This window comes from Plantactinospora veratri, from assembly GCF_036421995.1.
In the GTDB taxonomy this organism is placed as follows: domain Bacteria; phylum Actinomycetota; class Actinomycetes; order Mycobacteriales; family Micromonosporaceae; genus Plantactinospora; species Plantactinospora veratri.
This window is the reverse complement of record NZ_JAZGQL010000003.1, coordinates 194,945-219,298: the sequence shown is the minus strand read 5'-3', so window position 1 is coordinate 219,298 and position 24,354 is coordinate 194,945. Positions and strand designations below refer to the sequence as shown.

The 24,354-nt window shown below is 73.6% G+C and carries 17 protein-coding genes; 3 read left to right on the top strand and 14 right to left on the bottom strand.

The window, feature by feature from the left end; genetic code table 11:
* Nucleotides 1-36: 36 nt before the first annotated feature.
* From V1634_RS04290 to prmC, 4 genes are all read right to left on the bottom strand, one after another.
* Nucleotides 37-2,385: a transglycosylase domain-containing protein gene (locus tag V1634_RS04290; RefSeq protein ID WP_407951710.1), complete on the bottom strand. Its 2,349-nt coding sequence runs from the start codon at nucleotides 2,383-2,385 to the stop codon at nucleotides 37-39.
* Nucleotides 2,386-2,602: 217 nt separating this feature from the next.
* Complete coding sequence (locus V1634_RS04285) at nucleotides 2,603-3,220, bottom strand: arsenate reductase/protein-tyrosine-phosphatase family protein (protein ID WP_331206413.1); 618 nt, start codon at nucleotides 3,218-3,220, stop codon at nucleotides 2,603-2,605.
* Nucleotides 3,221-3,865 carry an L-threonylcarbamoyladenylate synthase gene (locus V1634_RS04280; RefSeq protein ID WP_107264210.1) on the bottom strand — a complete coding sequence of 215 codons (645 nt, stop codon included), beginning with the start codon at nucleotides 3,863-3,865 and terminating at the stop codon, nucleotides 3,221-3,223.
* Nucleotides 3,866-3,924: 59 nt separating this feature from the next.
* Entirely contained in the window at nucleotides 3,925-4,896 is a 972-nt protein-coding gene (gene prmC / locus V1634_RS04275) for a peptide chain release factor N(5)-glutamine methyltransferase (RefSeq protein WP_331206412.1), read from the bottom strand.
* Between the two features lie 174 nt (nucleotides 4,897-5,070).
* Between prmC and V1634_RS04270 the strand changes: the two genes are divergently transcribed.
* The gene (locus V1634_RS04270; RefSeq protein WP_331206411.1) at nucleotides 5,071-6,630 is read left to right on the top strand and encodes a GGDEF domain-containing protein; all 1,560 of its coding nucleotides are present in this window, start codon (nucleotides 5,071-5,073) and stop codon (nucleotides 6,628-6,630) included.
* A 28-nt stretch (nucleotides 6,631-6,658) separates the two neighbouring features.
* Here V1634_RS04270 and prfA read toward each other — a convergent pair whose 3' ends face one another.
* Both prfA and rpmE read right to left on the bottom strand, forming a co-directional pair.
* The gene (gene prfA, locus V1634_RS04265; RefSeq protein ID WP_331206410.1) at nucleotides 6,659-7,747 is read right to left on the bottom strand and encodes a peptide chain release factor 1; all 1,089 of its coding nucleotides are present in this window, start codon (nucleotides 7,745-7,747) and stop codon (nucleotides 6,659-6,661) included.
* Nucleotides 7,748-7,853: 106 nt separating this feature from the next.
* The gene (gene rpmE / locus V1634_RS04260; protein WP_012184056.1) at nucleotides 7,854-8,078 is read right to left on the bottom strand and encodes a 50S ribosomal protein L31; all 225 of its coding nucleotides are present in this window, start codon (nucleotides 8,076-8,078) and stop codon (nucleotides 7,854-7,856) included.
* A gap of 232 nt (nucleotides 8,079-8,310) precedes the next feature.
* On the opposite strand from rpmE, the gene V1634_RS04255 reads away from it, so the two are divergent.
* Nucleotides 8,311-9,435: an RNA ligase gene (locus V1634_RS04255; protein WP_331206409.1), complete on the top strand. Its 1,125-nt coding sequence runs from the start codon at nucleotides 8,311-8,313 to the stop codon at nucleotides 9,433-9,435.
* Nucleotides 9,432-10,331, top strand: a complete 900-nt coding sequence (locus V1634_RS04250) for a phosphatase domain-containing protein (protein ID WP_331206408.1) — start codon at nucleotides 9,432-9,434, stop codon at nucleotides 10,329-10,331. The genes V1634_RS04255 and V1634_RS04250 overlap by 4 nt, the downstream gene beginning before the upstream one ends.
* 100 nt (nucleotides 10,332-10,431) lie before the next feature.
* Here V1634_RS04250 and V1634_RS04245 read toward each other — a convergent pair whose 3' ends face one another.
* The 8 genes from V1634_RS04245 to V1634_RS04210 all read right to left on the bottom strand — a co-directional run bounded on the left by V1634_RS04245 (nucleotide 10,432) and on the right by V1634_RS04210 (nucleotide 24,224).
* Entirely contained in the window at nucleotides 10,432-13,896 is a 3,465-nt protein-coding gene (locus V1634_RS04245; RefSeq protein ID WP_331206407.1) for a phosphodiester glycosidase family protein, read from the bottom strand.
* 206 nt (nucleotides 13,897-14,102) lie between these two features.
* The gene (gene rho, locus V1634_RS04240; protein ID WP_331206406.1) at nucleotides 14,103-16,088 is read right to left on the bottom strand and encodes a transcription termination factor Rho; all 1,986 of its coding nucleotides are present in this window, start codon (nucleotides 16,086-16,088) and stop codon (nucleotides 14,103-14,105) included.
* A 298-nt stretch (nucleotides 16,089-16,386) separates the two neighbouring features.
* Entirely contained in the window at nucleotides 16,387-17,334 is a 948-nt protein-coding gene (gene thrB / locus V1634_RS04235) for a homoserine kinase (RefSeq protein WP_331206405.1), read from the bottom strand.
* Between the two features lie 91 nt (nucleotides 17,335-17,425).
* Nucleotides 17,426-17,698, bottom strand: coding sequence for a hypothetical protein (locus V1634_RS04230; protein ID WP_331206404.1), 273 nt, complete (start codon nucleotides 17,696-17,698; stop codon nucleotides 17,426-17,428).
* A gap of 12 nt (nucleotides 17,699-17,710) precedes the next feature.
* The gene (locus V1634_RS04225) at nucleotides 17,711-18,577 is read right to left on the bottom strand and encodes an SPFH domain-containing protein (RefSeq protein WP_331206403.1); all 867 of its coding nucleotides are present in this window, start codon (nucleotides 18,575-18,577) and stop codon (nucleotides 17,711-17,713) included.
* A gap of 200 nt (nucleotides 18,578-18,777) precedes the next feature.
* Nucleotides 18,778-19,431, bottom strand: a complete 654-nt coding sequence (locus V1634_RS04220) for a phosphodiesterase (RefSeq protein WP_331206402.1) — start codon at nucleotides 19,429-19,431, stop codon at nucleotides 18,778-18,780.
* A 158-nt stretch (nucleotides 19,432-19,589) separates the two neighbouring features.
* On the bottom strand, nucleotides 19,590-20,834 hold the full coding sequence (locus V1634_RS04215) for an MFS transporter (protein WP_331206401.1): 1,245 nt from the start codon (nucleotides 20,832-20,834) through the stop codon (nucleotides 19,590-19,592).
* Nucleotides 20,835-20,948: 114 nt separating this feature from the next.
* A complete protein-coding gene (locus V1634_RS04210) occupies nucleotides 20,949-24,224 on the bottom strand; it encodes an efflux RND transporter permease subunit (RefSeq protein ID WP_331206400.1) in 3,276 nt (1,091 codons plus the stop codon).
* Nucleotides 24,225-24,354 lie beyond the last annotated feature (130 nt).

Below are 24,354 nucleotides of genomic sequence, written 5' to 3'. Positions count from 1 at the left end.
AGTCGGGGGCCGCTCGGCGACAGCCGGGCAGGTCGGTCAGCGGGACGTGGGCGGCGGTGGTGCCGGCCGCGTCGGCCGGGGTACGACCGGGCGGGGCGAGGTCGGCACCGGGCGTACCGGACGCGGCACGGTGGCGGTAGGCCGGGGCGGCACCGGCGTCGGCCGGGGTACCACGGCGGTGGGTGGTGGGGCCGGCGGCGTCGGCACGGGCACCGGCACCACCGGGGGCGGAGCCGGAGCGAACGGGTCCGGGCCCGGGCCGGCCGGGGCGGGACCGAGATCACCCGGTCCGTCCCCGAAGGTGATCTCCCGGCCCGGCGGCGTGAAGTCCCGGCGGGGGCTGCCCTTCAGCGCGATCGCCATGGTCGTGGCGACCGCCGCGATGACCTTCCGCTGCACCGGCTGACCGACCGCGTCACTCGGGTCGTCCGGGTTCGCGGCGATGGCCGCCGCCGCGAGCTGCGGGGTGAAACCGACGAAGGTCTCCGTCGCGTACCCCTCCGCGCTGCCGGTCTTGCCGGCCACCGGCTGGTCGCCGAGGATCCTCGTCACCTCGGGCGCGCTGCCGCCGTCGCACTGGGCGTACGCCGACTGGCCGCCGACCGGGCAACGGGCCGCGTCGGTCGCCGCCCTCGCCACCTCCGCCCTGAGCATCTTCCCGCAGCTCGGCGCGGCGGCAGGCAGCGCCCGACCGGTGGCGTCGACGATCGAGAGCACCGGCAGCGGCTTGCAGTACGTCCCCTCGGCCGCCAGCGTCGCGTACGCGTTCGCCAGATCCAGCGGCGTGGTGGCGGCCACGCCGAGGGTGAACGCCCCCCAGCCCTTCGCCCCGTACGTGGCCAGCCGCGCATCGTCGTCGGCCCGGAACACGATGCCCAGCCGCTCGGCCATCCCCACCACCCGGTCCGCGCCGATCCGCTGTTGCAGCGCCACGAAGTAGGTGTTGACCGACCGCCCGAAGCCGGTCCACATGGTGCGGTAGCCGTTCATCCACTCCGGGTTGGCGTTGGCCGGGCACCAGTAGCCGCCGCAGGCGTTCGGCCCGTCGACCGGATAGCTGGTCACCAGCCGGGACGGTGCCAGATAGCCCGAGGCCAGCGGCATCCCCTCCTCCAGCGCGGCCAGCATGGTGAAGATCTTGAACGTCGAGCCGGCCTGGTAGCCGTCGATACCGCCGCCACCGGCGATCAACTGGTTGACCGTGTTCGGGTGGTTGCGCTGCCCCCGGGGGTTGGGATCGAGCGAGTAGTGCCGGTTGACCGCGAGCGCGAGTACCCGGCCGGTGCCGGGCTGCACCACGGCCATCGGCGCGGCCCGGCGGTCGGCGTAGTCGTACACGGTCAGGGTCTGGCGCAGCGCGGTGGCCTGGATCGCCGGGTCGAGCGAGGTGGTGATCCGGTAGCCGCCCCGGCGCAGCGTCTGCTGCCGCTCGTCGACGGTGAGCCCGAACGCCGGGTTCGCGTTCCACCACTGCCGGAAGTAGTCGCAGAAGAAGCCCCAGTCGGAGCGCCCGTCCGGGATGCCGGCGCAGTCGTTCGGCTCGGCGCCGGGCCGCAGCCTGATCGGCTCCGACTGGGTACGGGTGGCGGTCTCGGCGGAGATCACCCCGGTCTCGGCCATCTGCCGCAGGACGTAGCCCCGGCGGGCCAGCGCGGCCTCGGTGTCGCCACCGATCGGGCTGTCCGTCTCCGGCGAGCGGACCAGCCCGGCCAGCAGGGCCGCCTCGGCCAGGGTCAGCTGCCGGGCCGGCTTGGAGAAGTACCGCTGGCTGGCGGCGGCGACGCCGTACGCCCCGGCACCGAAGTAGGCGATGTTCAGGTAGCGGCTGAGGATCTCGTCCTTGCCGAGCCGGCGCTCCAGCGCGAGCGCGTACCGCATCTCCTGGATCTTGCGGCCGGCGCTGGTCTCGGTCGCCTCGGCACGCTGTTCGGCGGTGAGTCCGGGATCGCTCTTGAGCACGTTGCGGACGTACTGCATGGTCAGCGTCGAGGCGCCCTGCCGCACCTCCCCACCCACCCGGTTCGCCACCGCGGCCCGGAGCACACCCTTGAGGTCGACGCCGCCGTGCGAGTAGAAGCGGGCGTCCTCGGCCGCCACCGTCGCCTGGCGCATCACCTCGGCGACCTGGGACAGCGGCACGTTCGTCCGGTTCTCGTCGTAGAACGAGGTGATCGGGGTACGGCCGTCGGCGGCGAAGAGGTAGGAGCGCTGGGCCGTCGGCGGGGTACGCAGGTCCTGCGGCAGGTCCTCGTAGCGGGCGCCGATCGACTTGAGCCCCACCGCCGCCAGGACCGAGGCCGGCAGCGCGGCGGCGGCCAGGATCGTCCCGGCCAGGATTCCGGCCAGGGTCAGGGTCCAGAGCTGGTTCAGCCGCAGCCGGAGCATGCGGTACCTCCCGGGCGGGACAGCGATCGGCGCGACCCGGACAATCGGCCGGGCTCGGAGACTCCGTCAGCCTGACGGCTGATTTCGGGCGCCGCACCCGTTTCACCGCAAACCGCATCAGATTCACAAGTCGGAGTGACGACGGCGGAATCCCACCGCGTCGCCGCACCGGGCAGGCCGGCTGCGCCGACTCAACGGGCAGGCCGGCTGCGCCGCCTCAGGGCAGCAGGACGGCGGCGAGCGGCCGGACGGCGTCCTCGATCTCGTCGGCGACCCGACTGAAACACTGGTCGCCCCGGCCCCACGGGTCGTCGAGGTCGTCGCCGGGCAGCGGGGACGACCCGCTCCGGGCCGCCGCCACCGCGGCCACCAGCGCGGTTCCCCGGGCGTAGACCGCGTCCGGGTCGGCCAGGTCGGCCGGGGGCAGGACCGCGGCGTCCACGGTGGGCAGCAGCCGGCCGAACTCGCCGAGCACGAAGGTGCGGTCGGCGGCGTCGGGACGCAGCGCCACGACGTATTCCTGCTGGTCGGCGGTTGCGGTCAACACCAGGTCGGCCGCGTCGATGTGCTCCGAACGGAGCTTGCGGGCGCCGAAGTCGGCAACGTCCCCGCCCCGGGAGCGCACCTGCCGGGCGGCCGGCGGGTTCATCTCCTCACCCGCGTGCCAGCCGCCGGTGCCGGCGCTGTGGCTGTGCACCAGGCGGTCGACGTCGTCGGTGTCGGCCGCGCCCCGGCGGGCCAACCGTTCCCGTACGGCCAGCGCGAGCAGCCGCTCCGCCATCGGCGACCGGCAGATGTTGCCCAGGCAGACGTGCAGGACCGTGAACGGCGGCACTCAGGTCACCTGGCCCTGGATGTCCGGTACGACGTCGCGGAGCTTCTCCAGCGGGATCGCGCCCTGGCGCAGCACCCGGGGCACCTCGCCGGTGACGTCGACGATGGTGCTCGGCACCGGCTCCGGACACGGCCCGGCCTCCAGGTAGGCCCGTACCGCGTAGCCGAGCTGCTCCCGCGCCTCCTCGGCGGTCACCGCCGCCGGCTGGCCGGTCTTGTTCGCCGACGAGACGGCCATCGGCCCGGTCTCCCGGAGCACCTCCAGGGCGACCGGGTGCAGCGGCATCCGCACCGCGACCGTGCCGGCGGTGTCGCCGATGTCCCACTGGAGGCTCGGCGAGTGCTCGACGACGATCGTCAGCGCGCCGGGCCAGAACGCGTCGGCCAGGTCCCGGGCGGTGCTCGGCAGCATGAAGACCAGCCCGTCCAGCGTGCGCCGGGAGCCGACCAGCACCGGCGGCGGATGCTGCCGGTCCCGACCCTTCGCGTTGAGCAGCGCCTTGACGGCGTAGGGGGTGAACGCGTCCGCGCCGACCCCGTAGACCGTGTCGGTCGGGATCACGACCAGTTCGCCGTTCTTGACCGCCTCGACGGCCGCGGCGATGCCTCGGTCACGGTCCGCCAGCGACCGGCAGTCGTAGAGCATCACGAGGAGCCAGTCTGCCACGCCGGAGCGCCCACCGTGGCACGGGGACTTCCGGCCGGTTACGAGCCGGCGTCGGCCCGGCGGGCGGTGGCGAAACGGGGCCGCCCGACCAGGTCGGAATGGTCCGCGATCTCGACGAACCGGCCGTCGGCACGCAGCAGCTCCGGAACCGCCGCACCGTGCGTGTCGTCGTGCTCCACCCCGAACACCCCGCCGGGGCGCAGCAGCCGGGCCGCCCGGTCGAGTACCAGCCGGATCACGGCGAGCCCGTCCGGGCCACCGAAGACCGCGTCCGCCGGGTCGTGCCCGGCCACGTCCGGGGGTACCGGGGTGCCGTCCGGCACGTACGGCGGGTTGCAGAGCAGCACGTCCACCCGGCCGGCGTACCCGGCCAGCAGCTCCGGGTCGGCGACGTCCCCGGCCACCACCTCGATCGGCCGGTCGCCGGCAGCGGCCCGCTCGGCGGCGTTGCGGCGCAGCCAGTCGAGCGCCGCCGCCGACCGCTCCACCGCGACCACCCGGGCCGCCGGCACCTCCCCGGCGACCGAGAGCGCGATCGCACCGCTGCCGCTGCACAGGTCGACCACCAGCGGTCCGCCGCCGGCCGGCTCGGTGCCGGCCGGCTCGGTGCCGGCCGGCTCGGTGCCGGTCCCGGGCCCGCCGAGCCGCCGGGCCTGCTCGATGCCCCAGCCGGCCAGCAGTTCCGTCTCGGGCCGGGGGACGAAGACCCCGGGGCCGACCGCCAGCTCCAGGTAGCGGAACGCCGCCGAGCCGAGCAGGTACTGGAGCGGCTCGTGCCGGACACGCCGCTCGACCAGCTCCGCCAGCCGGTCCCGCTGCTCGGCGGTGAGCGGCCCGGCCACGGCCAGCGCCCCACGCGACACGCCGAGGACGTACGCCAACAGAAGCTCCGCCTCGGTCCGGGCCGGTCCGACACCGGCCCGGGCCAGTGCGGACGTCGCCGCCGCGACCGCGACCGACGGTCGGGTCCGTTCTGTCGCTTCACGGGGATGCCGGGGAATACGCGTCACGACATAATCATGAAACGTCGGCCGGGAATCATCGCGTCGCGGGCACGTTTCCGACCCGGATCGACTGGGTGCTCAGACCGGTCGAGCGTCCCCGGAGGGCACCGTGCCTCCGGGCGACCGGTCGGCTCCTCGACTTTCACGGGGTCTGGCTGGCGACGGCGATGGAGGTTGTGCGTGAGTTGGCTCGACCGGGTCGGTGACCGGGCCGAGGAGTTGAGACACGCCCGTTCCCTCATGGAGAGCAGCCGGTCCGCCGAGGCGTGCCTGATCTTCGAACGCGTGCTCGACACCACCGACGACCTCTACTCCCGGGCCGAGGCGTTGCTCCAGCGGCTCTCCGCGATCCTCAACCTGGGCCGTACCGCCGAATACACCCGGGCGGTGGAGCAGGCGTTCGACGCCGCCCGGGACCTGCCCGACCCCTACCTGCACGGCCACCTGCACGCCCTGGCCGCGCTGGCCGCGCACATCCAGGGCGCGTTGGACCGCTGCGTCACCCACCTGGTCCGGGGCGCCCGGGCACTCGGTTCGGTGGACGAGCCCGACCGGGAGACCGCCTGGGGCTGGCACGACCTGGCGATGGCCTACTCCTACCTCGGCTTCCACGGCTACGCGCTGGGCGCCATCGAGCGGGCCCGCCGGCTGGGGCTGGCCGTCGGCATTCCCGAGGAGACCTTCGCCGCACCCGGCATCCGGCTGCGCAACGCGGTCGCGCTGGACCACCACGGGGACAGCGACGGCTGCCTGCGGGTCCTCAGGGACGTCGGCGGCGACCTGGAACGGTTCGTCGAGGCCGGCACCGCGGGCCAGTTGCGGCCGAGCAGCCGGGCGGCGTACGGGTACGCGCTCGCCCGCCGGGCCGCCCTCGGCGCCGCGACCGGCCGGTCGGCGGTACCGGACCTCGACCCCGACCGGCTGCTCCGCAACGGCGGGGACAGCGCGCGTACCCGGGACATGCGGCAGCTCGGCGGGGCGTGCCTGGCGATCGCCGCCGGCCGGCCCGCCGAGGCGCTGGCCCGGCTGGAGACGGTGCACGTCTCGGCCGAGACGCTCGGCGCGGCCGAGCACGCCCGGCTCTCCAGCCTCGCGTACGCCGGGGTCGGCGACCACGCGGCGGCGCACCGGGCCGACCGGTACGCGTTCCGGCTGGCGACCCAGCGCAACGACCGGCTCCGGGACGTCTACGTCGACGGCATCGCGGCCCGGATCGAGCACGAGGAGATGCGCCGGGAGGCGGTCCGGCACGAGGGCGAGGCGCTGACCGACCCGCTCACCGGGCTGCCGAACCGCCGCCGGTTGGAGCGGTACGTCGCCGGGATGGCCGGCCGGGGCGAGCGCGCCGTGATCGGTGTCTGCGACCTCGACGGTTTCCGGGCGGTGAACACCGCGCACGGCCGGCACTGCGGCGACCTGGTGCTGCAACGCATCGCCGGGGTGATCAACCGGGTGATGCGGCGCGGCGACTTCGTGGCCCGGTACGGCGGCGACGAGTTCGTGGTGGTGCTGCCGGGCGCCGGGATGACCGAGGCGGGTGAGGTCGGCCGGCGGATCAGCGCGGCGGTCGCCGCCGAGGACTGGGAGTCGATCGTCCCCGGCACCCGGGTCGGGGTGAGTGTCGGCTTCGCCGAGGTGCACGGCTCGGGCGCCGGGCCACGGGACGCGCTGCGCGCCGCCTTCGAGCTGGCCGCGCGGGCACGACCACAGGCCACGACCGGGCCGGCGACAGCCCGGTGAGCCGGGTGCCGGCGGGACCGGGCGCGGCTCAGCGGCGGGACAGCTCCGTCTCGCCCGCCAGCCGGGCCGAGCGGTCCGCCTCGGCGAGCGCGTCGAGCACCCCGTCCAGCTCACCGGCGAGCGCCAGGTCGAGGTTGTACGCCGTGTAGCCGATCCGGTGGTCGGTGATCCGGTTCTGCGGGAAGTTGTACGTCCGGATCCGCTCGGAGCGGTCGACCGTACGCACCTGGGAGCGGCGGGCGTCCGAGGCGGCGGCGTCGGCCTGCTCCTGCGCGTTGGCCAGCAGCCGGGCCCGGAGGATCCGCATCGCCTGCTCCCGGTTCTGCAACTGGGACTTCTCGTTCTGGCAGGAGACCACGATCCCGGTCGGCAGGTGAGTGATCCGCACCGCCGAGTCGGTGGTGTTCACCGACTGCCCGCCCGGCCCGGAGGAGCGGAACACGTCGATCCGCAGTTCGTTCGGGTCGATGGTGACGTCGACGTCCTCGGCCTCCGGCAGCACCAGTACGCCGGCCGCGCTGGTGTGGATCCGCCCCTGCGACTCGGTGACCGGGACCCGCTGTACCCGGTGCACGCCGCCCTCCCACTTGAGCCGGGACCAGACCCCGTTGCCGCCCTCGGGCACCCCTTTGGCCTTCACCGCGAGCGAGACGTCCTTCACCCCGCCCAGGTCGGAGTCCTGTGCGTCGAGCACCTCGGTCGCCCAACCGTGCCGCTCGGCGTAGCGCAGGTACATCCGGAGCAGGTCACCGGCGAAGAGTGCGGACTCCTCGCCGCCCTCGCCCGCCTTGATCTCCAGGATCACGTCCTTGGCGTCGTGCGGGTCGCGCGGGATGAGCAGTTCGGCGAGCCGGCCCTCCAGCGCGGGCAGCGCCTCGGCCAGCGACTCCGCCTCGGCCGCGAACGACGGCTCCTCGGCGGCGAGTTCGCGGGCGGCGGCGAGGTCGGCCCGGGCCTGCTCCAGCTCACCGGCGGCCTTGTGCAACGGGGTCAGCTCGGCGAACCGTCGGCCCACCCGGCGGGCGGTGGCCTGGTCGGCGTGGATCGCCGGGTCGGCGAGGCGCCGTTCCAGCTCCGCGTACTCGTCGAGGAGGCTGGCCAGCCGGTCGCCGCTCATGCTCGTACTCCCTCTGCTGCCGAACGCGGGTGGTGGAAGGGACCGGGAAACGGCACGACGGCGCCCGCCTCCGGCGACGAACCGGAGGCGGGCGCCGTCGACGCGGCTACTTGCCCTTCTTGGCCTGAACCTTGGCGTACTTCTGCTGGAACTTGGCGACCCGGCCGGCGGTGTCGAGCACGCGCTGCTTGCCGGTGTAGAACGGGTGGCAGGCGCTGCAGGTCTCGACGTGGATCGAGCCGCCCTTCGCCGTGCTGCGGGTCGTGAAGGTGTTGCCGCACGAGCAGGTGACCTCGGTGGTCACGTACTCGGGGTGGATGTTGGGCTTCATGTCGCCTCGGTCCTTTCGTGGGTGGTCGCCGGGTCGCCCTCGGCGTCCGTCGTCCACGACGCCGGGGTGTCGTGGTGCGATGGCGGACTCGGGCGGGAACCGGAACCGGTGGCCGACTGACCAGTGTGCCATGCCGGCTGGGCCGGCCCGAAATCGGGCTGCACACGTGATCCGTGAGGGTTAACGTCACTGCTTCCTCTCGCATTCCCACCCCGCCGGAAGGCACACACCCGTGGTCACCCCTGCGCCCGACTCCCTGCTCGCCCTGGCCACCCCGCTCGCCGACGTCGTCGACCCGGCGGCGCTGGCCGCCGCGCTCGTCGACGGCCACGTCCGGGTACAGCGGCATCCGGAGCGCCCGCTCGCGATCTACAACTACACCGAGGCGTGCACCTACGGCGGAAACTGGACACCGGTGACGTTGGCCTGCCGGGGGCTGATCGTGGACGAGTCGACCGGCGCGGTCGTGGCGCGGCCGTACCCGAAGTTCTTCAACCACGACCAGCCGGGCGCACCGGCGCTCCGGCCGGACGCACCGGCGGTGATCACGGACAAGGCCGACGGGAGCCTCGGCGTGCTGTACCCGGACGGCGACGGCTTCGCGGTCGCCACCCGGGGCTCGTTCGCCTCCGAGCAGGCCCGGCACGCCACCGCCGTGCTGCGCACCCGCTACCCCGAATTCACCCCGCCGCCGGGGCGGACCGTGCTGGTCGAGATCGTCTATCCGGCGAACCGGATCGTGCTGGACTACGGCGGCCTGGACGACCTGGTGCTGCTCGGCACGGTGGAGATCGCCACCGGGCGCAGCTCCGGTCCGGAGGCGGTGCCGGACTGGCCCGGTCCGGTGGTCGAGCGGCTGCCGCACCACACCCTGGCCGAGGCGATGGCCGCGCCGCCCAGGGACGGTCGGGAAGGGCTGGTGGTGCACTGGCCGGACACCGACCAGCGGGTCAAGATCAAATATCCGGAGTACGTCCGGCTGCACCGGCTGACCTTCGGGCTCAACGCCCGGGTGGTCTGGGAGGACCTGGTCACCGGCCGGGACCTCCCGGCCCGGGTCGCGCCGCTGCCGGACGAGTTCCACCGCTGGGTCCACGCCGTCGTGGCCGAACTGACCGCGACCGTCGAGGCCCGGGCCGCGAAGATCGAGCAGGCGTACGGTGAGATCGTGGCCGAACTGCCCGCCGGATGGAGCCGCCGCGACTTCGCCGAGCGGGCCGCCCGGCACCCGGAGCGCGCCTTCCTCTTCCTGCGTCTCGACGGCCGCGACTACCGTCCGCAGCTCTGGCAGCAGGCCCGCCCACCCGCGGAGTGGACGATCATGACGGGTGACGAGCGGAACGAGGAGAGCGCATGACCCGACTGATCGTCACCCGCGGGCTCCCCGCCTCCGGGAAGACCACCTTCGCCCGGAAGCTGCAACCCGGCGTCGTCCGGGTGAACCGCGACGACCTGCGCCGGATGCTGCACGGCGAGCGGCTCTTCACCCAGTGGGCCGAGGGCCAGGTCACCGTCGTACAGCGGGCCCAGGTCGAGGCGCTGCTGCGGGCGGGGGCGGACGTCTGCGTCGACGACACCAACCTGCGGTCCCGGACCCTGCGGGACTGGGCGCAACTCGCCGCCCGGTTCGGGGCCGCCTTCGAGGTGCACGACTTCACCGACGTACCGGTGGACGAGTGCGTCCGGCGCGACGCCGAGCGGCCCGAGCAGGACCGGGTCGGCGAGGAGGCGATCCGGCGGCTGCACGAGCGCTACCTGGCCGGGCGGGCACTGCCGCTGCCGGTACCGACCGTCGAGCCGGGCGGGCCGGCGGCCGTCTACTCCCCGCCGTCGGACGAGGTGCCGGAGATCGTACTGGTGGACATCGACGGCACGGTGGCGCTGATGGCGGGACGCAGCCCGTACGACATGACCCGGGTCGGCGAGGACCGGCCCAACACCGCCGTCATCTCGGCGGTCCGGGCCATGCACGCGGCCGGCTACGGAGTGGTCTTCTGCACCGGGCGGGACGCCTCCTGCCGGGAGCAGACCGAGCGGTGGCTGGCCGAACACGTCGACGTGCCGTACCTCGCCCTGCACATGCGGGCCGTCGGCGACCAGCGCCGCGACTCGGTGGTCAAGCGGGAGATCTTCGACCGGGAGATCCGCGACCGCTACCGGGTGGTCGGGGTCTTCGACGACCGGATGCAGGTGGTCAAGATGTGGCGCGGCCTCGGCCTGACCGTCTTCCAGGTCGCCGAGGGCGACTTCTAGCCCCGCCCCCACGGCACGCCGCGCGCCCGGCTCCCCCGCCCGCCTGAGGTGTGAGGAAGGGCCCCCGCTACAACAGAAAACGATAAGCGGGGGCCCTTCCTTACCGCCGGGTGAGCGGAACGGCGGCGCGGGCGGTGACGCCGTTGACGGTGACGGCGAGCTGGACGGCACCACCGGGACGCAGCGCGGTCAGCCGGCCGGTGGCCGGGTCGAACCAGGCGGCGTGCCAGGGGCGCAGGCCGCGCGCCGGTCCGACGTGCAGGTTCGGCGAGCCGGACCAGTCGGCCGAGAGCGGGGCGGCGACCGGTACCTGCCGGCCACCGGGCTGGATCACCGTGGCGGTGACCGTGACCGCCGAGCCGGCCGGCAGGGTCGCCGGGGCGGCCAGGGTGAGCCCGTCGACGTGCGCCCGGGTCTGCGCGCTCACCCACTCCGGCCCCTCGGCCAGCGGGTCGCGCCGGGCCGCCGCCGCCTCGGCCGGGCTGACCGGGTCGACCCCGAACATCGTCCAGCCGCTGAACCCGCCGAGGTGCGGCGCGGTCGACGGGTTCTTGCCGGCATTTCCGTTGATCAGATAGGGCACCCCGTCGACCCGTTCGGCGGAGAAGCTGCCGACGTGCGCGCCGACGAGGAGCGCGCCCTTGCCGGTCGCGCGCTGGAACTCGGCGAGCCAGCGTTCCAGCAGCGCCGCCTCCTTGCGGTCGCCGAGCTGGCTCGCCCTGGCCGGCGTCGGGTCCCGGGGCGCGTGGTGCTCCAACACCACCAGCGAGCCGACGGCCGGGTCCCGGGCCGCACCGTCCAGGGCGGTACGCAGCGCCAGTACCTGCGCGAAGCCGCCGCCGCGCAGGCTGCCGGTGGAGGTGTCCAGGGTGACGAACCGGGTACGGGTGCCGCCCCGGGGCGGGCTGTGGTCGAAGACCCGGTACGTCTCGCCGAAGACCGAGCGGAAGTTCGTGATCGGGGCTCCCATGATTTCGTGGTTGCCCGGCACGTAGTGGTACGGCAGCGTGCCGCCCAACTCCTCGTCCAGGATCCGCTTGGCCAGCGCGAAGTCCTCCGGATAGGCGGTGTCCACGAAGTCCCCGTTGATCACCAGGAAGTCCGGCCGGGCGGCCTTCACCTCGCGGAGCGTACGGCGGGCCTGGGCCACCAGGTCGCTGTCCGGGTTCGCCGCCACGAACTGGGCGTCGGAGAGGACCGCGAACCGCCAGGGTGCCCGGTCGACGGTGCCGTCGGTCAGCACCACCCGGTCGGTGCGGAGCGGCTCGGCCGGCGCGGTCACCTCGGCGGGTACCCGGGCGACGATGTCGTCGATCACCACCTCCCCGGTGTACGCCGCCGCCGCGTCGGTCTCGGCGACGTAGAACCGGCGGATCCGCACCGGATAGACCACCCCGGCCGGCACGGCCAGTTCGACGTAGCGCCAGCCGGTCCAGTCCAGGTAGGGGCCGCGCAGCACGTGCTGCTGGTCGAGCGCGTCGTGCAGGTGCAGGCTGGGCCACTCGCCGTGCCCGTTCGCGTGGATCCACATCCCGAACGACTGCGGCTGCCCCTCGACCGGGATGTAGGCGGGCGGGTCGGCGTACGCGGCCCGGGTGCCGGTGGACTGGCCGAAGTCGTACGCCAGCTTCAGGCCGGTGCCGGTGTGGCCCGGCACCGGGGTCGCCGAGCCGGTGGCCCGGGCGGCGCTGAACCGCCAGCTCGCCGCGTCGTCGAACGTCGCCACCGGTACGTCGGTGAGCCCGACCGTCACCGGCAGTACGGTGCTGGCCGCGCCGACCCGTACCGTGACCAACCCGGCACCGCTGTCCACTCTGGCCTTCACCGCGAGGGTGCCGTCGGCGGCTGGGGTGACCTCCAGCAGGTCCCGGTCGTAGTCCAGGCGCAGGTCGGCCGCTTCGATCGGCGCGGTGTTCCCCTCGGCGTCGTAGCCGACCACGCCGAACGAGCCGGTGCCGCCCGCGCCGGCCAGCCCGACCCGGTCGACGGTGCCGTCGATCCGGGCCAGCGGGCCGAGCACGGTCAGCGGCAGTTCGCCCCTCGCCCGCCCCCGGGACGCGGTCACGCTCACCTCGCCGGAGCGTCGGGCCCGGAAGACCCCTGCGGAGTCGACGCTGCCCCGGGACGACGGCTCGGCCCGCCAGGCCGGCGTGCCGGCCGCCGGGCCGTAGGTCTCGTCGTAGCCGGCCGCCGCCAGCCGCCGGGTCAGCCCGGGAAAGACCCGGTCCGGGCGTCCGCCGCGCACGGGCCCGACGCCGGGCGCGGCCGCCGGGTCGAGCAGCGTCTTCACCCAGTACGCCCGCAGCCGCCCGCTGCCCTGCGGCGCGTAGAGCGCGAGCCCGTTCGGCACCGGCCGCTCGGAGCCGTCCGAGGGGCTGTTCTCTACCCGGACCGCCGGCTGGCCGGGCTCGCGGGCGAGCAGCGTCGAGGAGCCCCCGCCGTCGAGGTTGAGCGCGTCGTGCGCGCCGAGTTCGGCCATCATCCGGCCCAGTTCGGTCAGGGTCACGCCGCGGCTGTCCGCCTGCCGTCCGTCCACTGTGAGCAGAAACATCTTCCGTCCGTCGGCGGAGAACCCGACCGCGGTCCGGGGTTCGGGGTTGACGTCACCGATCTCCTGCGGCACCCCGCCCCGGACCAGTACCCGGTTGCCGCCGACCGCGGCGCGCAGCGTGCTGCCGTCCGAGGGCTTCGGCGCGTACCGGAGGTCGACCGGGTCGCCGGGGCGCAGCGCGGCGAGCGCGTCGGCGCCGGCCTCCCGGCCGAGCAGCACCGTCGTACCGGCGGGGATCGGGCCGCTGCCGGCGGCGGGGCTGACCGTCGCGACCCGGCCACCGACCAGGGTGACCTCGCTGACCCGGGTGGCGCCCTCGACGGCCCGGGTCCGGGGGTACGAGCCCCAGAGCGGGGTGAAGACGCCGATGCCGCCGGAGGCGACCATGTTGTTGAACTGGGTGAGCGTCACCGGTCCGGCCGGTCCGGTGGCGGTGCCGTCGAAGTGCACCTGGACCACCCGGCCCACGCCCTCGGCGGTCACCCCGACCGCCTCGTGGTGGCCGGCGACCGGCGACTGGACCAGTTCCCCGCTTTGGATGCCGATGCCCTGGGCCGCGCCGGAGTTGTTGATGTCGAAGAAGTCGCCGTTGACCGCGGCCACCGCACCGGCCCGGTCGACCGCCCGGCGCAGGGGTTCGGCCCGGGTGACCTCGCCGGAGTTGACGTAGTCGATGCCGATCCCGCCGGACAGGTCGGCGGTGAGCGCGTCGGCCCGGAGCCAGCCGTTGGCGTCGTACCGGTCGAAGGAGGTCAGGTCGAGCCCGGGCGCGACCGGCCGGGTCCGGGTGTCGGTCACGATCCCGTCGGCGGCGGCGGCCGGGACCGGCGCGGACGACGGCGCCGGGTACGACGAGGCGGCCGGGGCCTCCTCCGGTGCGGTGGCGGCGGCCGGTACGGGCCGGGACACCACGGGCACCGGTTCGGCGTACGCCGGGACCGGCCCGGCGAGGGTGAGGGACGGCACCAGGAGCAGCAGCCCGGCGAGGCGGGCGGATCGGCGGCGGGTCACCATGCCCGGTAGTCAACCGGACGACGTATAGAAGTTTCAATAGTTGCCGGTTGAACCGAAGGAAAATTCCATCAGCCGCCGTCGTCGGGATATCCGGCACCGAGCACGTGATCGACCTGCCGCTCCGCTGAACCGGCCCGGAACGCGGCGTGGGGCCCGGCCGAACTCGGCCGGGCCCCACGAACGTGCCCTCGAAATGTCGCCGGGTGTTACTCCCCCGGCGTCGACTTCGCGATCTGCATCAGGAACTCGATGTTGGTCCGGGACTGCTTGAGCCGGTCCAGCAGCAGATCCAGCGCGGCCTGCGAGTCGAGCGAGTGCAGCACCTTGCGCAGCTTGTGCGTGATGGCCAACTCCTCCGGGGCCAGCAGGATCTCCTCCTTACGGGTGCCGGAGGTGTGGATGTCGATGGCCGGGAAGACCCGCTTGTCGGCGATCTTCCGGTCCAGCTTCAGCTCCGCGTTACCGGTGCCCTTGAACTCCTCGAAGATGACCGTGTCCATCACGGAACCGGTCTCCACCAGCGCGGTGGCGAGGATGGTCAGCGAGCCGCCGTTCTCGATGTTCCGGGCCGCACCCAGGAACCGCTTCGGCGGGTAGAGCGCGGTGGAGTCGATACCGCCGGACATGATCCGACCACTGGCCGGCGCGGCCAGGTTGTACGACCGGCCGAGCCGGGTCACCGAGTCGAGCAGTACGACCACGTCGTGGCCCAGCTCGACCAGGCGCTTGGCCCGCTCGATCGCCAGCTCGGCGACCGTGGTGTGGTCCTGCGGCGGACGGTCGAAGGTGGCCGCGACGACCTCGCCCTTGACCGAGCGCTGCATGTCGGTGACCTCTTCGGGCCGCTCGTCGACGAGCACGACCATCAGGTGGCACTCGGGGTTGTTGTGGGTGATCGCGTTGGCGATCGCCTGCAACACCATCGTCTTACCGGCCTTCGGCGGCGACATGATGAGCGCCCGCTGACCCTTGCCGATCGGCGTCACCAGGTCGATGACCCGGGTGGTCAGGATGTGCGGCTCGGTCTCCAACCGGAGCCGCTCCTGCGGGTAGAGCGGGGTCAGCTTGTAGAACTCGGGACGCCGCTTCGCCTCGTCCGGGTCCATCCCGTTGATGGTGTCGAGCCGGACCAGCGGGTTGTACTTGTCCCGCCGCTGCTCGCCCTCCCGGGCCGCCCGTACCGCGCCGGTGACCGCGTCACCGCGGCGCAGGCCGTACTTCTTGACCTGGGACATCGACACGTAGACGTCGTTCGGGCCGGAGAGGTAGCCGGTGGTCCGGACGAAGGCGTAGTTGTCGAGCACGTCGATGATGCCGGCCACCGGTACGAGCACGTCGTCCTCGTTGACCTGCGGCTCCCGGCCGCCACCGCCCTCGCCGTTCTCCGCCCGGTCGCCCCGGCCCCGACGGCGGTCACGGAAGCGGCTCCGCCGGCTGCGCCGGCCGCCGCCCTCGCCGTCGTCGTCACCGTCGCTGTCCCGGTCCGACGAACGGTCCCGGTCTGACGAACGGTCCCGATCCGACGAACGCTGCCCACGGTCGTTCCGCGACTCGCCGCGCTCGCCCCGGTCACCCCGCTCGTTGCGGTCCCGGCCGTTGCGCGACTCGCCCCGGTCCGCGCGGTCGCCGCGCTCGCCACCGTCGGTCCGCTCGGCACCCTCGGCCCGCTCCGCACGGTCACCGCGCTCGGCCCGCTCCGGGCGCTCGGCCCGCTCGTTCCGCTCGGGACGCTCGTTCCGCTCCGTCGGCGCCGCGGTCTCGACCTCGGCGGTGGCGGCAGCGGTCCGGCTGGACCGGCGGGACGTCCTGGTGCGACCCTCGCCGCCAGCGGCGGCAGGCGCCTGCTCGGCGGCCCGACGCTCACCGTCCGGCCGGTCGGCGCTGTCCCGCACCTCGGCCCGGACCTCTTCGCGAGCCGGCGCGGCAGCGGCCGACACCTCGGCGCGCGGGCGCGGCGCGCCGCCGCCCGCGGTGTTGGTGGCACCAGCCTGCCGTTCCGAGATGGCGGCGATCAGCTCGCCCTTGCGCATCCGGGCCGTACCGGAGATGCCGAGCGACGCGGCCAGGCTCTGCAACTCTGGCAGCAGCATCGCCGACAGCCCGGTGCCGGTCCGCCGACGACGGGTGGCGCCGGTGGTGGCTTCGCCAGCGACGTTGGAAACATCCGACGTCACGTCGGTGGTGTCGCTCAATGGATTCCTTCCCTCGATAAGGCCGGGGCTGCCCGTGGCCCGAAGTGCTGGCTGGCCGGGCGGCCTCGGTACACCCGTCTCGCTTGACGCGTCACGGGAGTCTGTAACACAGCAGCCGGTTGGTTTCCCGACCCACCAACATCGGTGGGCAGGTCTCGCCGCCTGCGGCGACCTGTGGAAACTGCGGTGCGGCGTAGACCTAGGCAGGGGTGAGACGGGCTGACCGCCGAGAGCTTCGGGGGTGCACCGACCCGCAGGAGTCGCATTGCTTCGCGGCTGTGCTAAGTCTAGAGCGTAATCAACTCTTCCGACCTGCGGCAACAGGGCCCCGCTCGGCGTGTCCCAGTCTACCCCCATGAACCCGGGCGCCGGCTACGTCTATTGGCAACCTTTGCGCGGTCCAACCCATTCCCGCCTCGAATTTCTCCTCGCTGCTGGTCAACGCGAGAATCGACGGCCCCGCCCCACTGACCACAGCCGGCACACCAGCCGCACGCAACTGCGCCAACCGGGCGGCGGTGCCCGGCATTCCGGCCGCCCGGTAGGGCTGGTGCAGCCGGTCCTCCGTGGCCTCGAAGAGCAGCGCCGGATCGGTGGTCAGAGCGTGCACCAGCAGCGCGGCCCGGCCGGCGTTGCGGGCCGCGTCGACGTGCGGCACCGTCGCCGGCAGGGCCGCGCGGGCGGCCGTGGTCAACCCGCGCTCCTCGGGTACGAACACCGTGGCCCGGACCTGCGGTGCCACCGGCAACCGGACCGCCCGGGCCGTACCGCCCGACTCCGTCCAGGCGATGGTGAACCCGCCGAGCAGGCACGGCGCGACATTGTCCGGATGCCCCTCCAACTCGGCCGCCAGCCGCAGTGCCGCCGCGTCGTCGAGTTGCCGCATGCCGTCCTCGACCAGCGCCCGGGCCAGTTGGATCCCGGCGACGATCGCCGCGGACGAGGAGCCCAGGCCGCGCGCCTGCGGGATCCGGTTGACGCACTCCACGGCCAGCCCCGGCGGTTGACCGCCGAGTGCGTCGAAACCGGCCCGCATGGCCCGGACGACCAGATGGTCGTCGCCGGTCGGCAGCTCCCCGGCCCCCTGACCGGTCACCTCGACCCGGCAACCGCCCGCCGTCGTCCGGGCGCTGACGTCGTCGTGGAGCGCCAGCGCGAGACCGAGCGCGTCGAAGCCCGGGCCGAGGTTGGCGCTGGTCGCCGGCACCCGGACCCGGACCGGTTCGGAAACGAAGGTCGGCCGCATCGGCTCATGCTAGGCGGCCCGGGCGCGGTGCCGGGGCCAGCGTCCGGGCCCTGGGACGTCGCCGACCCTTCCCCGGGGCCCGGCGGGGCGCTCACGCCGGCTCGGCGTCGTCCGACGCGCCGCTTCCCGACTCCGTACCGTCCGGCTGTGCGCCGTCCGGGCCGGTGCCGGCCGGCTCCGCGGATGAACCCGCCGGGTCGGCGCCCCGGGCCGGCTTGCCCGCGCGGCCGGCGGAACGCAGGGCCAGTCGCAGTGCGTACTCGATCTGGGCGTTGACACTGCGGATGTCGTCCGCCGCCCACCTCGCGACCGCCTCGTAGACCTGCGGGTCGAGCCGGAGCAGGAGTTTCTTGCGTTCCGCCATCGGAGCGGGAACCTAGCTGTAGAGGGAACCGGTGTTCACCACCGGCTGGGCGGCCCGGTCACCGCAGAGTACGACGAGCAGGTTCGCCACCATCTGCGCCTTCCGTTCCTCGTCCAGCTCGACCACGTGCTCCTCGCGCAGCCGCTCCAGCGCGTTCGACACCATGCCCACCGCCCCTTCGACAATCTTGAACCGGGCACCGACGATCGCACTCGCCTGCTGGCGGGCCAGCATCGCCTGGGCGATCTCCGGGGCGTACGCCAGGTGCGTGATCCGGGACTCCAGCACCTCCACCCCGGCCAGCTCGACCCGTTCGCGCAGCTCGGAGGTCAATTCGTCGCTGACCACGGCACTGTCCCGCAGGCTCGCCCGACCCGAGTCGTGTGCCTCGTACGGGTAGCTGGTGGCGAGGTGCCGGACGGCCGCCTCGGACTGCACGGCGACGTACTCGACGTGGTCGTCGACCGCGAAGGCGGCCCGGGCGGAGTCGACCACCTGCCACACGACGACGGCGGCGATCTCCACCGGGTTGCCGTCGGCGTCGGAGACCTTCAGCCGGGCGGTCTCGAAGTTGCGTACCCGCAGGGTGACCTTCTGCCGCGCGGTGAGCGGCCAGGTCCAGTGCAGGCCGGCCTGCCGGACGGTGCCCACGTAGCGGCCGAAGAACTGCACCACCTGGGCCTCGTTCGGGTTGACCACGGTGTAGCCGGTGGCCACCAGCGCGGCGAGGGCGGCGTAGCCGACGGTGGCCACCGTGATCCGCAGGTCGACGCCCGGTTCGCCGAGCACCGGCACGATGCTGGCGATCCCGACGGCGGCCAGGATCAGCATGACCGCGGTGGGGATGAACCCGGAGATCCGGAAGGCGGCTCGTTCCATGACATCTCCTTGATAGCGATGTGATATCACGAGGATATCGAACAAGCGCCCACCCGTCGACCCCGGCCCCCGCCTGCGGAAACTGTCGACCCGGGCAGCGGCCGGCGAACACGAGCCGACCGGCAGCGACCGGCGGAGACATCGGAACAGGAGTCGGAGTCGACCCGGCACGACCGGGCCCGGCGAGACGTCGGACGTCGTCAGGGCAGCCGGGTCTGGTCCTCTGCGGCGCCCCGGCCCCGCTGCGAGGACGAATAGCTGCGCACCCGCGTCCACTGGAGCAGGCCCCTCGGCCGCAGCGCCGAGCCGCGCCGACCGTCCGGGTCGAAGGCGAGTGCCGCGTCGACCTCGGCCGGCAGTCGCGTACCGAGGACGACCCGACCAAAGGCGCGCCACGGGCGGCCCCACCCGGCCGCCAGCAGTTCCAGCCGGGCCTCACCACGGACGGCTACCTCGGTCACCGCGTCGAGGGACGCCCCCAGCGGACGGTCGGCCCGGGCCAGCAGGTAGACCCGGCGACCGCCGAACCGGTACGCCAGCAGGCTCCCGTACGGCCCGGCGAAGTCGCGGTGCGGCAGCGGCAGGTGTCGGAGCAGCGGCGGTCGGCCGGTACCGGAGAGCAGCAGGTCGAAGGGGCCACCGGGGGTGTGCAGCCGGACGGCCAGCCCCAGCAGGTCGGGCCAGCCCTCCGGGGTCGGGGTGCCCCGGGAGAGCCGCACGGTCCCCGGGTACCGGCCGGAGCCGCCGGCCAGGGGATCGGCGAGCGGCCCCCACAGCTCGACCTCGCCGGTGAAGGAGACCCCACGCGGGTGCAGCAGCCGGCCGCCCCGCCAGCGCGCGAGGCGGCTCGACACCGCTACGTCCATCGTCTCGATGCCCCACCCATACCCCGCCACCCCGCAACCGAACCCGCCGGCTGGGGGCGCCGGCTACTTCCGGGAAGTAGGGCCCTCCCGCGGTCCCGAGGCTCCTGTATCAGGGAAGCAGCACGGTCACGCCCCGGAGACGGCGGTCATGCCGGGGACGCGGCGGGTGAGGGGTCCTCGTCGTCGGTGGGGTCGAGGCGGCGGGTGGCGACCCACCAGCCGAGCGCGTACACCAGGGTGGTCAGGCCGCAGCCGGCCAGCACCACCCGCTGGTCGACGTGGTCCACCACGCCGGCCACCACGAGCTGGCTGAGCGCGATCGCCACCGTCGCCAGCATCATGTCGGTGGCGAAGACCCGGCCCCGCAGCCGGTCCGGCACCTCGGCCTGCAACGCGTAGTTGGACATCACCCAGTTACTGCCGCCGGCCAGGTGCGCGACGAAGACCAGCACCAGCACCAGCGGGAACCAGCGGGTCACCGACACGCCGAGGTAGCCGAGCCCGTACAGCGACATCGACAGGGCGAGGCCGGTGAAGAGCCAGGACCGGTGCTTCAGCACCCGGCGCATCAGCAGCGGGCCGACGAGCGCGCCGGCACCGCGTACCGCGAAGAGCAGGCCGGTGCCGATCGGACCCACTCCGTAGAGTGCGGCCAGCAGCGGAAAGACGGTCAGCACACCGTTGCCGAGCCCGACCGCGCTCTTCACGGTGACCAGGGCCAGCACCCGGGGACGGTGCCCGATGTACCGCGCCGCCTCGCCGAGCGCCGCCCACGGGTGCGGCACCGGCAGGCTGTGGTCGCGCGGCTGCTGCATCGGGCGGCGGATCAGCAGGGTCAGGCCCGCCGCCACCGCCAGGCCGACCACGGCCACCCAGAAACAGGCGTACGGCCCGACGGCGGCGGTCAGCACACCACCGAGGGACGCCCCGACGATGCTCATCGTGCCCCACGCCGAACCGGCGATCGCGTTGGCTCCGGCGAGATCCTCCGGGTCGACCACGTTCGGCAGCGCGGCCGAGGCGGCCGGCGAGTAGAACGCCTTGGCCACCGCCACCGCGCCGACCGCCACCAGCGCCAGCCAGGCGGTGCCGGAATCGCGTACCCCGAGCAGCAGCACGATCGCGGCCAGCGCGGTGAGGTTCGAGGCGATCAGGATCCGCTTGCGGTCCAGCCGGTCGGCGACCGTGCCGGCGTACGGCAGCAGCAGGGCGAGGATGCTGTTGTCGGCGGCGAGCACCAGGGCTCCCCACACCCCGCTGCCGGTCAGCTCCGGCAGGAGCACCAGCAGCGGCACCATCACGAACCAGTCGGCTCCGAAGACCACGAGTTCGGCGCTGAAGAGACGGCGGAAGTCCCGGTTCCGGGTAAGGACTGAAACGGCAGACGACACGTACCGGGACCCTACCCGGCCGCGCCACGCCACCCGTGCACGGACAAGGACCGGTCCCGGGTGGCGGTATCGGGCCACCCGGGACCGGTCCCTCGTCGTGTCGCGGGCCGGCGGTCAGCTCTCCGTCGGCGGCAGCGGCGACCGGCGGCTCTTCGGCAGCCGGAGTACCTCGAACTGGTCGGTACCGTCCACCAGCGCACCCGACGGGCGGGCCGGCACCGGCCCCGGCGACCCGCCACCCGGTGAGCCGGCGGCGGCACCCGCCGGTACCGGCTCACCGGCCGGTACGCCCGGACCGGCCGCCTCGTCGGCGTCCGCCGATCCCCTCCCGGACCGGCGACGCCGGATCCGCTCCTTGGTGTTCTCCAGCATCGTGTAGAGGGTCGGCACCAGCACCAGGGTGAGCAGGGTCGAGCTGATCAGACCGCCGATCACCACGATGGCCAGCGGCTGCGAGATGAAGCCGCCCTCACCGGTCAGCCCGAGCGCCATCGGCAGCAGGGCGAAGATGGTCGCGATCGCGGTCATCAGGATCGGCCGCAGCCGGCGCCGGCCGCCCTCGACCACCGCCTCGACCACGCCCATCCCCCGGGCCCGGTACTGGTTGATCAGGTCCATCAGCACGATCGCGTTGGTCACCACGATGCCGACCAGCATCAGCACACCGATCAGCGCCGGTACGCCCAGCGGGGTGCCGGTGGCCAGCAGCAGGCCGATCGCACCGGTCGCCGCGAACGGGATGGAGACCAGCAGGATCAGCGGCTGGAGCAGGCTGCCGAAGGTGGCGACCATGATCACGAAGACGATCGCGATCGCGGCGAGTACCGCCAGCCCCAGGTCGGCGAAGGCCTCCTGCTGCTCGGCGCTGACGCCGCCGATCTCGAAGGTCGCCCCCGGCACCTCGACCCCGTCCAGCTTCTCCCGCAGCGCGGTGGTGGTGGCACCCAGGTTGGAGCCGGTCGACGTACCGCTGACCGTCACGCTGCGCTCACCGTCGATCCGGGTCACCGCGAGCGGGCCCTGCACCTCGGTCACGTCGGCGATGTCGTCCAGCTTCACCGCACCGGCCGGGCCGGGCGGCCCCACCGGCAGGGCCCGCAGCGCCGCGATCCCGGCGGGCGGCTGCCCGGTCCGCAGCACCACGTCGAGCTGCCGGCCGTCCAGCGTCACCTGGCCGAGCGGGCTGCCCCGGAACTGCTGCGCGACGAGCTGCCCGACGGCCGCCTCGGAGAGCCCGAGCCGGGCGGCGGCGGCCCGGTCCACCGTGACGTCGATCCGGGGGGCGCTGTCGGCCAGGCTGCTGCGTACGTCGGTGACGTCCGCGACCTCCGACATCGCCTTGCTGACCTGCTCGCTCGCCCGGGCCAGCACCTCCTGGTCGGCGGCGCGGACGATCACCTGGATCTCGTCGACCGCGCCGCCGCCCGGCCCGCCGGCCCCGCCGAAGCTGAGTTCACCGGCACCGGACAGCTTGTCGAACTCGGCCCGGAGCGCGTCCTCGACCTTCCCGGCGTCGGCCTCCTCGTCCAGCGCCACCGAGAAGCTCGCCTCGTTGGCGCCGCCACCCCCGCCGAACGGGTTGCCGCCGCCTCCGCCCACGGTCACCTGGTACGACTCCACCCCGTCGGCGTCGGCCAGCACCCGCTCGACCTGCTTGGCGGCCGCGTCGGTGGTGGCCAGGCTGCTGCCGACCGGCAACTCCTGGCTGATGCTCAGGGTGTCCTGCCCGGAGTCGTCCAGGAAGTTCGTCTCCAGCCGGGTGGCCAGGCCGAAGGTGCCGAGCAGCACCACCAGGCCGAGGCCGACGGTGAGCCAGCGCCGCCGGGTCGCGAACCGGATCACCGGCAGGTACCCGCGTTGCAGCGGGCTGCGCAGCTCCTTCTCCTCGGCCGCCCGCCGTACCGCCTCCTCGGTCGCACCGCCGTTCGCCGGCCGGAGGAACCAGTACGCCAGCACCGGGATGATGGTCAGCGACACCAGCAGCGAGGCGAGCAGCGCCACCGTGACGGTGATCGCGAACGGTGCGAAGAGCTGCCCGACGAAGCCGCCGACCAGCACGATCGGGGTGAAGACGGCGACCGTGGTCAGGGTGGACGCGACCACCGCGCCGGCCACCTCGCGTACCCCGCCGAGGATGGCGGTGCGCTTCTCCTCGCCGTACCCGAGATGTCGTTTGATGTTCTCCAGGACCACGATCGAGTCGTCGACGACCCGGCCGACCGCGATGGTCAGCGCGCCGAGGGTGAGCAGGTTGAGCGAGTAGTCGCCGACCCAGAGGGCGATCAGCGCCACCAGCACCGAGAGCGGGATGGAGACCGCGGTGACCAGGGTGGAGCGGATCGAGAGCAGGAAGACCAGGATCACGAGTACCGCCATGACCAGGCCGAGCAGGCCCTCGGTGGTCAGGCTCTCGATCGACTTTTCCACGAACGGCGCCTGGTCGAAGACCACGCTGAGGGTGGCGCCGGAGGCGGCGGAGAGGTCGGCGAGCCGGTCCCGGACGTCGTGCGAGATCCGCACCGCGTTGCCGTCCGGGGTGGCGGTGACCATGATGCCGAGGCTGTCCGTGCCGTCGGTCCGGGTGAACGAGGTCGGCGCGGCGAGCTGCTGCCGTACGGTCGCCACGTCGCCGAGCCGGACCGGCTGGCCGCCGGCCCGCCCGGTCAGGAAGACCCCGGCGAGTTCCTCGACCGAGCCGATCCGGCCGCCGACCTGGACCGTCCGGGTCTGGTCGGCCTCGGTCAGCGCCCCGGCCGGGATGGTGACGCCGTTGGCCCGCAGCGCCTCGCCGATCGCGGTCGGCGCGACCCCGGAGGCGGCCAGCTTCGCCGGGTCGGGGGTGATCACGATCTGCTCGTCGCGGGCGCCGGTCACCTCGACGGTGCGGACCCCCTCGATCGACTCCAGCTCCGGGACGACGGTCTCGGTGAGCTTCTCCGCCAGGGCGCGCTCGTCACCGTTGCCGGCCGCCGCGAGGACCAGCGCCGGCAGGTCGTCGGTGCTGCCGGCGATCACCTGCGGCTCGACGTTCTCCGGCAGGGAGAGCCGGTTCAGCGCGGTCTGCATCTTGTTGACCGCGTCATCGAGGTCGGTGCCGAACTCGTACTCGACCTGGAGGGTGGCGCTGCCCTCCTGCGAGGTGGAGGTGACCTTGGTCAGCCCGGCGATCCCCTGGATGCTGTTCTCGATCGGCTCGGCGACCTGCTCCTCCACGACCTCCGGCCCGGCGCCCGGGAACGGCGCGACGATGAAGGCCGCCGGAAACTCCAGCGAGGGCAGGAGCTGCTGCTTCAGCGACGGTACGGCGTACACGCCGAACCCTGTGATCACGATCGCGATGAGCGCGACGAGCCCTCGGTTGGCGAGACTGAGTCTGGCGAGGAACGACATCAGCGGCTCTACTCCTGTTATCGGGTTGGCGCGAGAACGGGGATCACGCGAGTTCCGACTCGGCGCGGCAGGGAAAGTCTGCCTGACCCGGAACACCACCCCGGCGTCGGGGCGCTGGCCGCAGCCTGCG

Bases quoted from the DNA above. Each gene is read 5' to 3' on its own strand.
- V1634_RS04280 (WP_107264210.1), bottom strand. From the start codon at position 3,865: ATGCTCTACGACTGCCGGTCGCTGGCGGACCGTGACCGAGGCATCGCC.
- V1634_RS04290 (WP_407951710.1), bottom strand. From the start codon at position 2,385: ATGCTCCGGCTGCGGCTGAACCAGCTCTGGACCCTGACCCTGGCCGGA.
- prfA (WP_331206410.1), bottom strand. From the start codon at position 7,747: ATGAGCGGCGACCGGCTGGCCAGCCTCCTCGACGAGTACGCGGAGCTG.
- thrB (WP_331206405.1), bottom strand. From the start codon at position 17,334: ATGCGGCCGACCTTCGTTTCCGAACCGGTCCGGGTCCGGGTGCCGGCG.
- V1634_RS04230 (WP_331206404.1), bottom strand. From the start codon at position 17,698: ATGGCGGAACGCAAGAAACTCCTGCTCCGGCTCGACCCGCAGGTCTAC.
- rpmE (WP_012184056.1), bottom strand. From the start codon at position 8,078: ATGAAGCCCAACATCCACCCCGAGTACGTGACCACCGAGGTCACCTGC.
- V1634_RS04225 (WP_331206403.1), bottom strand. From the start codon at position 18,577: ATGGAACGAGCCGCCTTCCGGATCTCCGGGTTCATCCCCACCGCGGTC.
- V1634_RS04210 (WP_331206400.1), bottom strand. From the start codon at position 24,224: ATGTCGTTCCTCGCCAGACTCAGTCTCGCCAACCGAGGGCTCGTCGCG.
- V1634_RS04245 (WP_331206407.1), bottom strand. From the start codon at position 13,896: ATGGTGACCCGCCGCCGATCCGCCCGCCTCGCCGGGCTGCTGCTCCTG.
- V1634_RS04250 (WP_331206408.1), top strand. From the start codon at position 9,432: ATGACCCGACTGATCGTCACCCGCGGGCTCCCCGCCTCCGGGAAGACC.